Origin of the sequence: Streptomyces sp. NPDC012935, assembly GCF_042900345.1 — a bacterium.
GTDB lineage: Bacteria > Actinomycetota > Actinomycetes > Streptomycetales > Streptomycetaceae > Streptomyces.
On sequence record NZ_JBIBBC010000038.1, the window covers coordinates 1 to 12,643 of the forward strand.

Sequence of the window (12,643 nt, forward strand, 5' to 3'; positions counted from 1 at the left end):
CAGGCCGATGGGGGTCCAGGGGGCGCAGCCCCCTGGCGGGGTCGAAGGGGCGGAGCCCCTGGAGGTGGGACGGGTAGGGGCGGCGGGGGCGAGGAAGCCGATGCTGCGGGCCGCACCCCGCGGAAACCAGACCCGGCCCACGCCGACGCCCGCCCCCGAACGAACCGGCCGCCCGGCGTGAACCCCGCCACACCCCCCGAGTCCATCCCCCGGCCAAACCCCCAGTTCGCACCCATGGCCGGTTGCAACCCCTCCCGGAGGCCCCGCCCCCACCAGTTCCCCGACGCCCAGCGCCGCCCCGTACGCTGTCCCCGTGGCAGAACCAGTGGTGCGCATCCCGGATGCGAAGGTCGCTCTGTCGACGGCCTCGGTGTATCCGGAGTCGACGGCGACGGCCTTCGAGATCGCCGCGCGCCTCGGGTACGACGGCGTCGAGGTCATGGTGTGGACCGACCCGGTCAGCCAGGACATGGAGGCACTGCGGAGGCTGAGCGACTACCACCGCATCCCGATCCTCGCCGTCCACGCCCCGTGTCTGCTGATCACGCAGCGCGTGTGGTCCACCGACCCGTGGACCAAGCTCCAGCGAGCCCAGGCGGCCGCCGAGAAGCTGGGGGCGAGCACCGTCGTCGTACACCCCCCGTTCCGCTGGCAGCGCCAGTACGCCCGCGACTTCGTCGAGGGGATCTGGCGGATGGCGAACGAGACAGATGTGCGGTTCGCCGTCGAGAACATGTACCCCTGGCGCTACCGCGACCGCGAGATGCTCGCGTACGCCCCCGACTGGGACGTGACGAAGGACGACTACCGGCACTTCACGATCGATCTCAGCCATACGGCGACCGCCCGGAGCGACGCGCTCCAGATGATCGACCGCATGGGCGACCGGCTCGGCCACGTCCACCTCGCCGACGGCAGAGGTTCGGCGAAGGACGAGCACCTCGTCCCCGGCCGCGGCACCCAGCCCTGCGCCGAGGTGCTGGAGCGGCTCGCCCTGACCGGCTTCGACGGTCACGTCGTCATCGAGGTCAACACCCGCCGCGCGATGTCCAGTGCCGAACGCGAAGCCGACCTCGCCGAGGCCCTCGCCTTCACGCGCCTGCATCTGGCCTCGGCGATGAAGGTGTCCCGGCCGTGACCGGCATCACCTCGGGCCAGGGCGGGGTGGGCTCCCGACGCCGGGGCCGGCCCCCTCGTACGGAATCCGCGGACACCCGCGACCGCATCCTGAACGCGGCCCGCGAGGAGTTCTCCGAGCGGGGCTACGAGAAGACGTCCGTGCGCGGCATCGCGAAAGCGGCCGGCGTGGACTCGGCGCTCGTGCACCACTACTTCGGCACCAAGGAGCAGGTCTTCGAGGCGTCGGTGGAGGTCGCCTTCGCGCCCGCTCTGAAGGTGCGGGACGTGGTGCTCGAAGGGCCCCTCGACGATGTGGGGGAGCGTATGACCCGCGTCATCTTCGGGCTCTGGGAGAACCCGGTGTCCCGCAAGCCGCTGCTCGCCATCGTCCGGTCGGCGGTCAACAACGAGGCCGCCGCAGCCGTGTTCCGGCGGCTCGTCTCCGCCCAGCTGCTGCGGCGCATCGCCGGTGAGATCGACTCCCCGGACGCCGAGCTGCGCGCCGAGCTCGCCGCAGCGCAGCTGGTCGGCGTCGCGATGATGCGGTACGTGATCAAGATCGAGCCGATCGCCTCTGCGGACGTGGAGCAGATCATCGCGCGCGTGGCGCCCGTCGTGCAGGGGCATCTCACCGGTCGGTGAAGTGGCGGGTGGCGTTTGCGCGAGACGCAGGTGGCTGCTTCGCGAGACATGCGTCCCGCATTTCGGACACCTCGTCCCGCCCTCTGGATGAGCGGCGTACGCTCGTTAGCAGTCAGAAGTCTCTGATCGCAGTCTCTGCTGTCCCTGAAGGAGCGAGCGACGATGCCCGAGCTGAGGTCCCGCACAGTCACCCACGGCCGCAACATGGCGGGCGCCCGCGCCCTTATGCGCGCCTCCGGTGTACCCGGTGCGGACATCGGCCGGAAGCCGATCATCGCAGTGGCGAACAGCTTCACCGAGTTCGTGCCCGGTCACACGCACCTCCAGCCGGTCGGCCGGATCGTCAGCGAGGCGATCAGGGAGGCCGGCGGCATCCCGCGCGAGTTCAACACCATCGCCGTCGACGACGGCATCGCGATGGGGCACGGCGGGATGCTCTACTCCCTGCCGTCCCGCGACCTCATCGCGGACAGCGTGGAGTACATGGTCGAGGCGCACTGCGCCGACGCCCTCATCTGCATCTCCAACTGCGACAAGATCACCCCGGGCATGCTGAACGCCGCCCTGCGGCTCAACATCCCCACGGTCTTCGTCTCCGGTGGCCCCATGGAGTCCGGCCGCGCCACGCTGGTCGACGGCACGGTCCGTACGCTCGACCTGGTCGACGCGATCTCCGACGCCGTGAACGACAAGATCTCGGACGAGGACATCCTCCGTATCGAGGAGAACGCCTGTCCGACCTGCGGTTCCTGTTCCGGCATGTTCACCGCCAACTCGATGAACTGCCTGACCGAGGCCATCGGCCTGTCCCTGCCCGGCAACGGCTCGGTGCTCGCCACGCACACGGCCCGTAAGGCCCTGTACGAGGACGCGGCCCGCACGGTCATGGACATCACCCGCCGCTACTACGAGCAGGACGACGAGACGGTCCTCCCGCGCAACGTCGCCACCTTCGCGGCCTTCGAGAACGCCATGGCCCTCGACATCGCGATGGGCGGCTCGACCAACACGATCCTGCACCTGCTGGCCGCCGCCCAGGAGGCGGGCGTCCCGTTCGGGCTGGAGCAGATCAACGAGGTCAGCCGCCGGGTTCCCTGCCTGGCGAAGGTCGCGCCGAACGTCGCCAAGGACCGCACGTACTACATGGAGGACGTCCACCGCGCCGGCGGTATCCCGGCCCTGCTCGGCGAGCTGCACCGCGCCGGCCTGCTCAACGAGGACGTGCACGCCGTCCACAGCCCGTCCCTGTCGGACTGGCTGAAGACCTGGGACGTGCGCGGTGGCTCGCCCTCGCCGAAGGCGGTCGAGCTGTGGCACGCGGCACCGGGCTGTGTCCGGTCGGCGGAGGCCTTCTCGCAGTCCGAGCGCTGGGAGGCGCTCGACGAGGACGCCGAGGGCGGCTGCATCCGCAGCGCCGAGCACGCGTACTCCAAGGACGGCGGCCTGGCGGTCCTGAAGGGCAACCTCGCCGTCGACGGGTGCGTGGTCAAGACCGCGGGTGTGGACGAGTCCATCTGGACCTTCGAGGGGCCGGCGGTCGTCTGCGAGTCGCAGGAAGAGGCCGTCGAGAAGATCCTCAACAAGCAGGTGACGGACGGCGACGTCGTCGTCATCCGCTACGAGGGCCCCAAGGGCGGGCCCGGCATGCAGGAGATGCTCTACCCGACGTCCTTCCTCAAGGGCCGCGGCCTCGGCAAGACCTGCGCCCTGATCACCGACGGCCGCTTCTCCGGCGGCACGTCCGGCCTGTCCATCGGCCACGCCTCGCCGGAGGCCGCGTCCGGTGGCACGATCGCCCTGGTCGAGGACGGCGACCGGATCCGCATCGACATCCCGAACCGCTCGATCGAGTTGCTGGTCGACGATGCGGAACTCGCCCGCCGGGAGCAGGCGTTGAACGGTGCGTACGCTCCGAAGAACCGCGACCGCAAGGTGTCGGCGGCGTTGCGGGCGTACGCGGCGATGGCGACCAGCGCGGACAAGGGCGCGGTGCGTGACGTGTCCAAGCTGGGCTGAGCCCCGCCAAAAGTGCCCCTGAGGGGCAGGCGGGTACTACGAGGGCTCCCTGAGGGGCCGTCTCTGCGGAGGCGGCCCCTCTGCCGTCACCAGGCGGACGGGGTCCGAGCGTCCACAGCGAAGACGGTGCCGTCGGGGGCGGTGGCGTAGATGCCGCCGTCGCCCAGGCCAGGCGGGGGCAGCGCGGCTGTGGCCTCCGCGGAGTTCGTGCTGAGGCGTGGGCGCGTCTGGCCGAGAAGCCTGCCCTCGGCGGCGTCGACGGCCAGCAGCCGTCCGTCAGCGGCGGTGAAGTACACGCGCCGACCGTCCGAGACGGGTGCCGAGCCTTGGCTCACGGTTGTCTCCAGCGACCACAGCTGCTTGCCCGCGCGCGTGTCGACCGCCACCAGTGACCCGCCGGTGCCCAGTAGACAGACCACCCCTGCGTGCACACCGGCCTGCGCCTGGGCGACCGGCACGGGCAAGTCCACGCGCCGCGTCGTCCCGGACTCCGGGCTGTAGCGGACCACGGCCTTCGCCTCGCCGTAGTCCCCGCCGCTCGCCAGGAAGAACACATCGCTGCCGGTGATCCCGACGGGAGTCAGGTCGCCGTCGAGCCGTACGTCCCAGCGGACATCGCCCGTACGCGGATCGACTGCGACGACTCGCGTCCGGTCCCCTTCGACGGACGTACTCGACACGAGAACCCACGGGCTCTTCGGGAACGAGACGACGTACGCCTCGCTCAGCCCCGGGACCCCCCGCGACCACTTGGTCTCGCCGGACGCGCTGTCGACGCCGGTCATCTGCCCGTCCGCACCGCTCAGCAGCAGCATGCCGCCCGCGTACCGGAAGCCCCGGTACGCGGAGACGTCCAGCTGCCACCGCGCCTTGCCCGTCGCGGGATCGAGCGCCTCCAGACGCCGGCCGGCATGCGTCAGCACATGCGCCAGCCCACCGGAGAGAGCCGGCGGGCCTCCGGGGGAATCGCCCTTGTCCAGGTCATGCCGCCACAGCACGGTGCCGTCCGTGGGATCGAGTGAGCTGATCAGCCCCGGTTGTGTACACAGCAATCTGGGTCTTTCGTACGTGCACCTGGGCAGGCCTTTCCCCTGCGGCGCAGGCTTGACGGCCCAGGGCCCGAACCGTGCCGGGGCGGGCGATGCTTTGTCGCTCCCGTGCCCGCTCGGGCGCGCTGCGGTGCCGTCGTCCATCAGCTGCACAGCGGCGACTCCGCCGGCGACGACAAGGGTCAGGGCCACGGCCACGAGCGCTGCCCGCTTGAGCAGGCGCCCTCTCGTCGACGCCGGTGCAGGCGCCGACGCCGGCCCTGGCTCCGGCTCCGCGGAACCCCGCTGCGGCTCGGGCGAATCACTCGTGCGCTGCGCAGGTATGAACGCCTGCGTGTCGTACGAGGCAGCCACCGACCGCAGCTCCCGCATCAACTCGTCCGGCGTGGGACGGTCCTCGGGCTCCTTGGCGAGACACCGCCCGATGAGCGGCGCGAGATTCTCCGGTACGCCGGTCAGGTCCGGCTCGTCATGGACGACCTGGTAGGCGACGACGTACGGACTGTCGGAGTCGAACGGCCCTCGTCCCGTGGCCGCGTGCACCATCACGGACCCCAGCGCGAAGATGTCGGCGGCCGGCCCGACCTCCCGCGGCCGCCGGAACTGCTCCGGCGCCATGAACGGCGGCGTGCCGATCAACTTCCCGGTCTCGGTCCGCAGTTCGCTGTCCTTTGGCCGAGAGATGCCGAAGTCGATGACCTTCGGCCCGTCCTCGGCGAGCAGCACATTGCTCGGTTTCAGGTCCCGGTGCACCACACCGACCCGGTGGATGTCACGCAGCGCCTCCGCCAGCCCGGCCATCAGCTGCCGCAACTGCGCCGGCGCCATCGGCCCGTTCCGCTTCACCTGGTCGGAAAGGGTCGGTCCGGGGATGAACAGCGTGGCCATCCAGGGCCGTTCGGCCTCCGGATCGGCGTCCACCACCGGCGCGGTGAAGGCACCGCTCACCCTGCGAGCCGCCCCCACCTCCTGCCGGAACCGCCCCCTGAACTCGGGATCCTTCGCGAACTCGGCATGCACGACCTTCACGGCGAGCTGCATGCCCGACGTGCTGCGCGCCAGATGTACGACGCCCATGCCGCCGGCACCCAGGTGGGAATCCAGACGGTAGTGACCGGCGTACTCGGGAAGTTCCGCTTCCGCGCCCGCTCCGGCGTTCTGCTGTGGCGCCATGGGACCACCCCCGTGCTGTTCGTCCGCGCGCGCGACGCACGGAGCCTAGTCGATGACTCGTGCGAGGCAGAGGCGGCTTGCTAGTCTCCGCGTTCGAGTTGTGAACTTCTGTTTCATGGCGTGATTTAGGGGAATCAACGGGACCCCATGACGGTCATGGGGATCAACGGGGGGAAGTCTCATGTCTGTTGACCGTGTCGAAGTGCTGGACGGCGGCGAGGAGACGGCCGCGGATGCGGCCGTCACGATGGCGGCCGCGGCCGTGCCCTACTACCCGGTCGCGCCGGGCGTCCGTCTCAACGTCCGCAGCGGCCCCGGCACCAGCTACCCGATCATCAAGGTCCTGTCCGAAGGAATCCGGGTCGCGATCTACTGCCAGACGCCGGGTACGAGCGTGACCGGCCCGTACGGCACGACGAACATCTGGGACAGCATCGCCAGCGGCGAGTACGTCTCGGACGCCTACGTCAGGACAGGCAGCGACGGCTACGTCCGCCCCCGCTGCTCGTCGTGACCGACCGGCGCCGCGTGTGCCGGTGAGGACAGGAAGCGGCGGCTGCGCCCGTCCATGCTGATCCCGATCACCACAGTTCCCGGTATGCGGAACCCGTACGGAGCCTGCGGCCAGGCCGGAGCCATAATCGACGCGTGAGCGAGACGAACGGCACCCCGGACACCCCCGCGGGCTCCACGGGCCCCCGCCCCGAGCCACTGCGCTTCTTCGGCACGACCTGGGTCGACCGCGACAACGGCTATACCGCCCGCCGCATCGCGGTGTCCGCCGGCGCCCTTGCCACCGCGGCCGCCTCGTGCCTGGTGCTGCGCCTCGCGTACCAGGGCCTCGCGATCGCCGACATCGGCAGCTTCGTGACCCTTCTGATGGTCGTGATGTTCGCGGTCTGCAGCGCCCTCGCCTTCCGCCACACCTGGGACGGCTTCACCAAGCGCCCCGACCCCGACCGCCAGGCTTCCCTCCGCGGCCTGCTGACCATCGGCTTCGTCGGCTCCCTCCTCGCCTACTTCTTCCGCTCCCTCACCGAGGCCCCCGGCGAGAAACTCCACCGCGAGGAATACGAGACGGCCCGCGAGCAACACCAGAACCGCACCACCCGCCGCACGGGCAACCCAGCCAAGAAGCGCCGCCGCGGGTAGCGGGGGGACCAGCACCTCCACCTCCGACCACCCTCCACCCGTCGCTGCGCGAGGCGTGCAGCCTGCCCCCTCGCGGAAACTCGGTGCCCCTCGCACCGACCGAGGCCACCATGGCCGTATGACGGCCCCTTCCCACGCTGACCGCGCCCGTTCCTTCAACGCGGCCGCAGCCCAGTACTCCGCGAACCGCCCCTCCTACCCACCCGCCCTCTTCGACGCGATCGAAGAGCTCGCCGGCCACTCCCTCACCGGCGCGCGCGTCGTGGATGTGGGCGCCGGCACCGGCATCGCCACCGAGCTCCTGCACCGGCGCGGCGCCGCCGTACTGGCCGTCGAGCCCGGCGAGGGCATGGCGGCCCAGTTCCGCCGCATCCACCCGGACCTACCGATCGTCCGCGGCAACGGCAACGCCCTCCCCCTGGCCACAGCCTCCGCCGACTTCCTCACCTATGCCCAGGCCTGGCACTGGACCGACCCCAGCCATGCCGTGCCGGAGGCCCTCCGCGTACTGCGCCCCGGCGGCGCACTCGCCCTGTGGTGGAACACCACCCCGCTCGACATCCCCTGGCACGCCGCACAGGCAGTCCGCATCGAGCGTCGCTTCGGCACGCACCCCGTCGTCGAGCAGAACGGCAGCGGCGCCCGAGCCGCCCTGTCCGACCCCACCGGGCGGCTCGACTTCACCGGCCGCAAGGTTCGCTGGAGCCGCCGCATCCCCATCGACACGCACCTGGCGAACCTCGGCAGCCACTCGCTCTTCCTGGTCCACGGCACGGAAGCGAGCACCGCCTTCCTCACCGAGGAAAAGCATCTCCTCCTCGACACCTTCCCGGACGGAATCATCGAAGAGACCTACGACGTCGACCTCCTCGTCGCCACCACCTCCTGACCCCCTCGCGACCAAAGACCAAAGACCAAAGACCGGAGACCGGAGACCAAGGACCAAGGACCAAAACCACAGACCAGCGACCAAAGACCAGCGACCGTCGGCCACAGCCCTCCAACCGCCCCCCGCCCCCGATCCGGCGTGGGCGGGCGACCTATGTGCCCCGCCCCTGCGCACGCGGGCAATCCCATTCCCCGACGGGCAGTCGTCCCGTTCACCCGCGGGTACCCGCCCCTCTCAACCCGCTCCACACGCATCGCCACGCCCACGCACGCGCTACCCATTCCCCCGAGTGCCGGCCCGCCCCGGCGCTTGACGCCACCACCCCGGGCGGAGGATTATTCATCACATGATGAATTACTCGTCCGCCCGATCCGACCCACCACCCGACATCCCCGCAATCCGAGCGGAGGCCCTGAACGTCGTCCGCGGCGCCCGTCAGGTCCTCCGCGACCTCGATTTCACCGTCCCCCGCGGCCAGATCACCGGCCTGCTCGGCCCGTCCGGCTGTGGCAAGACCACCCTCATGAGGGCGATCGTCGGCACCCAGGCCAAGGTCACCGGCACCCTCGACGTGCTCGGCAGCCCCGCAGGCCACCCCGCCCTGCGTACTCGCATCGGCTATGTCACCCAAGCTCCCTCTGTCTACGACGACCTGACCATCCGCCAGAACCTCGCCTACTTCGCCGCGATCCTCGACCCGGGCCACGCGGCAACCGACCGGCGCCACGAGAACGTCACCCGTGCCATCGCCGACGTCGAACTCACCAGCCACGCCGACTCCCTGGCCGGCAACCTCTCCGGCGGCCAGCGCAGCCGCGTCTCCCTCGCAGTCGCCCTCCTCGGCACACCCGAACTCCTCGTCCTGGACGAACCGACGGTCGGCCTGGACCCGGTCCTGCGCCGCGACCTGTGGAGCCTCTTCCACGACATCGCGGCCTCGCGCAACGCCACCCTTCTCATCTCCTCCCACGTCATGGACGAGGCCGAGCGCTGTCACCGCCTCCTTCTGATGCGCGAGGGCCAGATCCTCGCCGACGACACCCCGGACGCCCTGCGCACCCGTACGCACTCCGAAACGGTCGAGGCGGCCTTCCTGCACCTGGTCGACGAGGCGACCGCGGCCGCCCGCGCGAAGGAGACCACGCGATGACCACGACGACGAGCACCACCCCGCTCCGGCCGGCGCCCACTGGAGCCCTGAGCCTCGCCCGCACGACCGCAACAGCCGCCCGGGTCCTGCGCCAGCTCCGCCACGACCCGCGCACCATCGCGCTGCTGGTCCTCATCCCCTGCGTGATGCTGTTCCTGCTGCGCTACGTCTTCGACGGCAGCCCGCGCACCTTCGACAACATCGGCGCCTCCCTACTCGGGATCTTCCCGCTGATCACGATGTTCCTGGTCACCTCCATCGCCACCCTGCGCGAACGCACCTCGGGGACCCTCGAACGCCTCCTCGCCATGCCCCTCGGCAAGGGCGACCTGATCGCCGGCTACGCCCTCGCCTTCGGCACCCTGGCGATCATCCAGTCCGCCCTGGCGACCGGACTCGCCCTCTGGTTCCTCGGCCTCGACGTCACAGGCAGCCCCTGGCTGCTCCTGCTCGTGGCGCTGCTCGACGCACTGCTCGGCACCGCGCTCGGTCTCTTCGTCTCGGCATTCGCGGCCTCCGAATTCCAGGCCGTCCAGTTCATGCCGGCCGTGATCTTCCCCCAACTCCTCCTCTGCGGCCTCTTCACGCCCCGCGACAACATGCACCCCGCCCTCGAGGCCATCTCCAACGTCCTCCCCATGTCCTACGCGGTCGACGGCATGAACGAGGTCCTCAAACACACCGACATGACCGCCACCTTCGTACGCGACGCCCTGATCGTGGCGGGCTGTGCCCTGCTGGTCCTGGGCCTGGGAGCGGCGACCCTGCGGCGCAGGACGGCATGACCGCCGGGGCCCAGCCCGGTCCGCCCAGCCCCGTCCGCCCACTGGACTCGGCACCTCGACAGGTGCCCCTGGTGGGAGGATGAACCCGGACAACGCAACCTCCGGAGGGCACCCCAGCCAATGACCCAGAAAGTCGCAGTCCTCGGCACCGGCAAGATCGGCGAAGCCCTGCTCAGCGGAATGATCCGTGGCGGCTGGGCCCCGGCCGACCTCCTGGTGACGGCCCGCCGCGCGGAACGAGCCGAAGAACTCCGCGCCCGCCACGGAGTCACCCCGGTCACCAACGCGGAAGCCGCCAAGACCGCCGACACCCTGATCCTCACGGTCAAGCCGCAGGACATGGGCACCCTCCTCGACGAACTCGCCCCCCACGTCCCCGCCGACCGGCTGGTCATCAGCGGAGCCGCAGGCATCCCCACCTCCTTCTTCGAGTCCCGCCTCGCTGCCGGCACCCCGGTCGTCCGCGTCATGACGAACACCCCCGCCCTCGTCGACGAGGCGATGTCCGTCATCTCCGCCGGCAGCCACGCCAGCGAAGCCGACCTCGCCCACGCCGAGGAGATCTTCGGCTCCGTGGGTAAGACGCTGCGCGTCCCCGAGTCCCAGCAGGACGCCTGCACCGCCCTCTCCGGCTCCGGCCCGGCGTACTTCTTCTACCTGGTCGAAGCCATGACCGACGCCGGCATCCTTCTCGGCCTGCCCAGGGACAAGGCGCACGACCTGATCGTGCAGTCCGCGATCGGTGCGGCGACGATGCTCCGCGACAGCGGCGAACACCCCGTCAAGCTCCGCGAGAACGTGACGTCCCCCGCCGGCACCACCATCAACGCAATCCGCGAACTCGAGAGCCACGGCGTGCGAGCCGCCCTCATCGCCGCCCTCGAAGCAGCACGCGACCGCAGCCGCGAGCTGGCCTCCGGAAACAACGCCTGACGCGCCGGCCGCCCCGCACCGGGGGCGGCCCAGCGCACCTTCTAAACAGTCACCCCGATATCGGCAGCCGCTGTCGCAGCCGTAGCTGCAGTCGTCGGCAGCAACCCGATCGCGCGATAGGCGGCATCCACGACCGGCCGGGCCATCGCCCGAGCCCGCTCCGCACCATCCCGCAGCACCCCCTCCACATAGCCAGGATCCGCGCAGAGCTCCCTGTGCCTCTCCTGCACGGGCCTGAGGACCTCGACCACAGCCTCCGCGGTGGCTGACTTCAAAGCTCCGTACGATTCATATACACCGCTCAGCTCCGAAGGGTTCCCACCCGTACAGGCCGCGAAGATCTCCAGGAGATTCGCCACCCCCGGCTGAGCGGCCCGGTCGTACACGACCTCGCGCCCGCTGTCGGTCACGGCCCGCATGACCTTCTTCCGCACCACATCCGGTTCATCGAGCAGATAGACGATCCCCGGCCCGGAATCGTCGCTCTTGCCCATCTTCGACGTCGGATCCTGCAGGTTCATCACCCGAGCCGCGACCTGCGGTGGCGTGGCCCGAGGCACCACGAACGTGTGCCCGTACCGCTGGTTGAACCGCACCGCGAGATCCCGCGCGAGCTCCACATGCTGCGTCTGGTCGTCCCCGACCGGTACCTGATCGGTCTCGTACGCCAGGATGTCCGCCGCCATCAGCACGGGATACGTCAGCAGCGACAGCCGCACACTCCCGCCCCGCTCCCGCTCCCGCGCGGCCTTCTCCTTGTACTGGATCATCCGCCGCATCTCGCCGTCCGTGGCCACGCACTCCAACAGATACGACAACCGCGCGTGCTCATCCACATGACTCTGTACGAAGACGGTGCACAGCTCAGGATCCAGCCCCGCCGCCAGCAACAACGTCGCCGCCTGCCGACTCAGCCTGCGTACCCGCGCCGGATCGTGGTCCACGGTCAGCGCGTGCAGATCGACGATGCAGAACAGCGCGTCGGCCTGGTGCTGATCGACGGCAGCCCACCGCCGCATGGCACCCAGGTAGTTCCCCAGCGTCAGATGCCCGGTCGGCTTGACCCCACTGAAGACCCGCGTCATCTTTTCTCCACCTCCTGGTCGAGGCCGCCGTCCCGGGCGGCCGACCCTCTGGAGCTCTGGAGGGAGAAACGAGAACGGCCGCCGAGGCGGCGGCCGTTGAGTGCATACGTGACTCAGGCCGCCGTCAGGCGGCCCACCACAGCTGGGTGCACGTACGCGTCGTCATGCGTCCCAGAGTACGCCCCGAGGGTGCCGTCAGGAGGGAAGTTGACACGCCCAGGGCCGATCCGTACTGTTCTCCGAGTTGTCCGACGTGAGCGCCGACTCCGGTCGGTCCCCGGACAGCCACTCCGCAAGTACCAACAACTATTCGACGACAGTCGATCTGTCTGCCGTCGTTTCATTGGCGTGTGTATTTACGGAATGAGGAATCCGCGTTCGACAGAACGCAGCCCCCGATTAGCTCGGGAGCGAGGAATCCGCTAAAGTCTCACTCGTCGGAACGGCCCAACGGCCGGGAAGACAAACCCCTCTGACTGGAAGTCAGGCCCGAAAGGATCTGATAGAGTCGGAAACGCCGGAAAGGGAAACGCGAGAGCGGGAACCTGGAAAGCGCCGAGGAAATCGGATCGAGAAAAAGATCTGATAGAGTCGGAAACGCAAGACCGAAGGGAAGCGCCCGGAGGAAAGCCCGAGAGGGTGAGTACAAA

General features: G+C 69.8%; 11 protein-coding genes. 9 read left to right on the plus strand and 2 right to left on the minus strand.

All coding sequences use genetic code 11. The annotated features are described in order from the left end of the window. The first annotated feature begins 313 nt into the window (after positions 1–313). The 3 genes from ACFY5C_RS41000 to ilvD all read left to right on the plus strand — a co-directional run bounded on the left by ACFY5C_RS41000 (position 314) and on the right by ilvD (position 3,777). Positions 314–1,138, plus strand: coding sequence for a sugar phosphate isomerase/epimerase family protein (locus ACFY5C_RS41000; protein WP_369272671.1), 825 nt, complete (start codon positions 314–316; stop codon positions 1,136–1,138). Then, positions 1,135–1,761 (plus strand): TetR family transcriptional regulator, encoded by a 627-nt coding sequence (locus tag ACFY5C_RS41005; protein WP_389455156.1) that lies wholly within the window; start codon positions 1,135–1,137, stop codon positions 1,759–1,761. The genes ACFY5C_RS41000 and ACFY5C_RS41005 overlap by 4 nt, the downstream gene beginning before the upstream one ends. 162 nt (positions 1,762–1,923) lie before the next feature. Continuing rightward, positions 1,924–3,777, plus strand: coding sequence for a dihydroxy-acid dehydratase (gene ilvD, locus ACFY5C_RS41010; RefSeq protein ID WP_389455158.1), 1,854 nt, complete (start codon positions 1,924–1,926; stop codon positions 3,775–3,777). Between the two features lie 86 nt (positions 3,778–3,863). Here the strand turns inward: ilvD and ACFY5C_RS41015 are convergent, their stop codons facing one another. After that, positions 3,864–5,999, minus strand: a complete 2,136-nt coding sequence (locus tag ACFY5C_RS41015) for a serine/threonine-protein kinase (protein WP_389455160.1) — start codon at positions 5,997–5,999, stop codon at positions 3,864–3,866. Between the two features lie 181 nt (positions 6,000–6,180). Here ACFY5C_RS41015 and ACFY5C_RS41020 point away from each other — a divergent pair, with 181 nt between their 5' ends. From ACFY5C_RS41020 to proC, 6 genes are all read left to right on the plus strand, one after another. Then, positions 6,181–6,513 carry an SH3 domain-containing protein gene (locus tag ACFY5C_RS41020; RefSeq protein ID WP_389455162.1) on the plus strand — a complete coding sequence of 111 codons (333 nt, stop codon included), beginning with the start codon at positions 6,181–6,183 and terminating at the stop codon, positions 6,511–6,513. A gap of 134 nt (positions 6,514–6,647) precedes the next feature. Next, complete coding sequence (locus ACFY5C_RS41025) at positions 6,648–7,151, plus strand: EamA/RhaT family transporter (RefSeq protein WP_389455164.1); 504 nt, start codon at positions 6,648–6,650, stop codon at positions 7,149–7,151. A gap of 118 nt (positions 7,152–7,269) precedes the next feature. Beyond that, the gene (locus ACFY5C_RS41030; RefSeq protein ID WP_389455166.1) at positions 7,270–8,040 is read left to right on the plus strand and encodes a class I SAM-dependent methyltransferase; all 771 of its coding nucleotides are present in this window, start codon (positions 7,270–7,272) and stop codon (positions 8,038–8,040) included. Positions 8,041–8,386: 346 nt separating this feature from the next. Beyond that, the gene (locus ACFY5C_RS41035; RefSeq protein ID WP_389455168.1) at positions 8,387–9,190 is read left to right on the plus strand and encodes an ABC transporter ATP-binding protein; all 804 of its coding nucleotides are present in this window, start codon (positions 8,387–8,389) and stop codon (positions 9,188–9,190) included. Next, a complete protein-coding gene (locus ACFY5C_RS41040) occupies positions 9,187–9,975 on the plus strand; it encodes an ABC transporter permease (protein ID WP_389455170.1) in 789 nt (262 codons plus the stop codon). The genes ACFY5C_RS41035 and ACFY5C_RS41040 overlap by 4 nt, the downstream gene beginning before the upstream one ends. A gap of 120 nt (positions 9,976–10,095) precedes the next feature. Next, on the plus strand, positions 10,096–10,908 hold the full coding sequence (gene proC, locus ACFY5C_RS41045) for a pyrroline-5-carboxylate reductase (RefSeq protein ID WP_328880102.1): 813 nt from the start codon (positions 10,096–10,098) through the stop codon (positions 10,906–10,908). A gap of 41 nt (positions 10,909–10,949) precedes the next feature. Here proC and trpS read toward each other — a convergent pair whose 3' ends face one another. Continuing rightward, entirely contained in the window at positions 10,950–11,993 is a 1,044-nt protein-coding gene (gene trpS, locus ACFY5C_RS41050; protein WP_389455172.1) for a tryptophan--tRNA ligase, read from the minus strand. Between the last annotated feature and the right edge of the window lie 650 nt (positions 11,994–12,643).

Excerpts from the sequence above, each read along its gene's own strand:
- ACFY5C_RS41035 (WP_389455168.1), top strand. The coding sequence starts at position 8,387 with ATGATGAATTACTCGTCCGCCCGATCCGACCCACCACCCGACATCCCC.
- ACFY5C_RS41040 (WP_389455170.1), top strand. The coding sequence starts at position 9,187 with ATGACCACGACGACGAGCACCACCCCGCTCCGGCCGGCGCCCACTGGA.
- ACFY5C_RS41020 (WP_389455162.1), top strand. The coding sequence starts at position 6,181 with ATGTCTGTTGACCGTGTCGAAGTGCTGGACGGCGGCGAGGAGACGGCC.
- ACFY5C_RS41015 (WP_389455160.1), bottom strand. The coding sequence starts at position 5,999 with ATGGCGCCACAGCAGAACGCCGGAGCGGGCGCGGAAGCGGAACTTCCC.
- ACFY5C_RS41030 (WP_389455166.1), top strand. The coding sequence starts at position 7,270 with ATGACGGCCCCTTCCCACGCTGACCGCGCCCGTTCCTTCAACGCGGCC.
- proC (WP_328880102.1), top strand. The coding sequence starts at position 10,096 with ATGACCCAGAAAGTCGCAGTCCTCGGCACCGGCAAGATCGGCGAAGCC.
- trpS (WP_389455172.1), bottom strand. The coding sequence starts at position 11,993 with ATGACGCGGGTCTTCAGTGGGGTCAAGCCGACCGGGCATCTGACGCTG.
- ilvD (WP_389455158.1), top strand. The coding sequence starts at position 1,924 with ATGCCCGAGCTGAGGTCCCGCACAGTCACCCACGGCCGCAACATGGCG.